The sequence below is a fragment of the Robertmurraya dakarensis genome, assembly GCF_900156875.1.
GTDB lineage: Bacteria > Bacillota > Bacilli > Bacillales > Cytobacillaceae > Robertmurraya > Robertmurraya dakarensis.
In genome coordinates this window covers 760,112-762,215 of the sequence record NZ_LT707408.1, presented here as the reverse complement: position 1 = coordinate 762,215, position 2,104 = coordinate 760,112, and the positions used below count along the sequence as shown (strand labels likewise).

The window sequence follows — 2,104 nt, the reverse complement described above, 5'->3', positions numbered from 1 at the left end:
ACAATGCCACCACAGCATATATCTAGCGAGTGCCAGGTATCTCTCATGATGTAACAACTAGAGTAGAAATCTCAAGAAAAATTATTGGTAATTTAGAAGGTTAGAATTTATCTTTGTAAACCATATATGCTTTGGGTCCTAAAAAAACAGGTTGTAGGATACGACATCTGTCATTTGCATTCTAGTCTTTTCCTAGATATGTACATTTTTACTATGATAGGTTAGTCAGTGGAATCGAATATTATGGTACTAAGAAGACATTTCTCAGTCACTTGGTTTCTTCCGATTAGATGAAACAGTAAAAGAACAAAGTGCATATGCGATCATACGAATTTACTCTTTCCCTATTTAAAACAAAGGGGCTGTCCAAAAAGTCAGGTAACTGACCTTTGACAGCCCTTTATTTTTTAGTAGTTGGTTAAACGGAGTTGTTGATTTCCACTCCAGGCACTTCGCTTTCCGCGGGCGGTACGGGGAGCCTCCTCGGCGCTAAGCGCCTGTGGGGTCTCCCCTGCCCCGTCGTCCCGCAGGAGTCTTCGTGCCTTCCGTTCCAATCAACCTATATTTAATCTTTTTTGGCTTATAAATCCATCTAATTATAAAAAAGCACACAAAAAAATCGCCCTATTTAGTAAAATGTAAGTGACCAAACCAACATTTTAGAAAGGACGATTTTTTATGTGTAATCCAAAGACTACTACTGCAGATTATAACACTCAAATGATTCTTCTTCCAGAGGTTGATGAGAAATCGCCTCCTAAAAGACAATTAGCTCCTACGTTTAAACCCTATGACAACCGTCAAATTCAATCCATTTTTGATATTGAAACACTTATTCAAGAGAATCATGTGGCTCGTGTAGTGGATGAAATGGTCGAAGCTGTTCCAAACGATCGGTTATTCTCTCATTATAAAGGTGGAGGACGAAGTTCTTTTCATCCCAAAATGATGCTTAAGATCATTCTGTTCGCGTATTCTCAGAAGGTTTACTCTTGCCGAGGAATAGAAACATTGATTAAAGAAAACATACCAGCTATGTGGTTAGCTGCGATGCACCAACCTGATTTTCGTACTATTAATGAGTTCCGTGGAGAACGGATGAAAGTCTTGATGGACGAATTATTTGAAGCCATGATAATAAAGTTGATTGAAGATAAATACATCACACTCGAAAACTACTTTTTGGATGGCACAAAGATTGAAGCGAGTGCCAATAAGTATTCTTTCGTGTGGAAAAAAGCTACGGAGAAATTTGAGGCTAAATTAAGAGAAAAGATTCAAGAAACCCTTCAACACATTCATGAATTAACACAATTAGAAGCTGGGAATGAACCGGGTGATAAACAAAAAACAGAAGTCTCCGAGTCAGATTTAGAAACTGTCGCGACAGAACTAGAAGAAAAGATAGAAGCATTAACAGAAGACATTGAAAAAGAACCCGAAACAAATATTCGTAAAGAAAAAAGAAAAGAACGTAGTCAATTAAAGAAATCCGTGAAGTTGATCCGCGAAAACTTCTTACCTAGACTGGCTAAATATAAAGAACAGAACCAAATCTTCGGAGATCGTAATAGCTATTCCAAAACGGACAAAGACGCCACCTTCATGCGCATGAAGGAGGATCATATGAAAAATGGTCAACTAAAAGCAGGATATAACGTACAGATGGGAACGGAAAACCAGTTTATTTTGTTTTACACGATTCATCAACGTCCAACAGACACCCGTTGTTTTATCCCACATTTGGAGAAACTGTCGTCCACTTCTTTACCAATGCCTAAAACTGTTATTGCCGACGCTGGATATGGAAGCGAAGAAAATTATGTTTATGCAGTTGGGGAAGAGAAAGATCCAAAGTTTGAATTTCTAATCCCTTATGGATCGTACATACAAGAAAAGACACGTAAATATAAAAACGATATCAAAAATGCAAAAAACTGGACATACCGTGAACAAGACGATTATTTTATTTGCCCGAATGGAAGGAAAGTAACTTTTAGAAAATATCAAAACAAGAAGAATCGATCTGGTTATGAACAGAGCTTTAAAATATATGAATGCGAAGACTGTACGGATTGTCCACTAAAAGCAAAATGTACAAAGG

Annotated in this window: 1 protein-coding gene; it reads left to right on the top strand. The window is 37.5% G+C overall.

Annotated elements, in window-relative coordinates:
• Positions 1-678: 678 nt before the first annotated feature.
• A partial coding sequence (locus CZ487_RS04875; protein ID WP_077211028.1) for an IS1182 family transposase occupies positions 679-2,104 on the top strand: 1,426 nt, incomplete at its 3' end.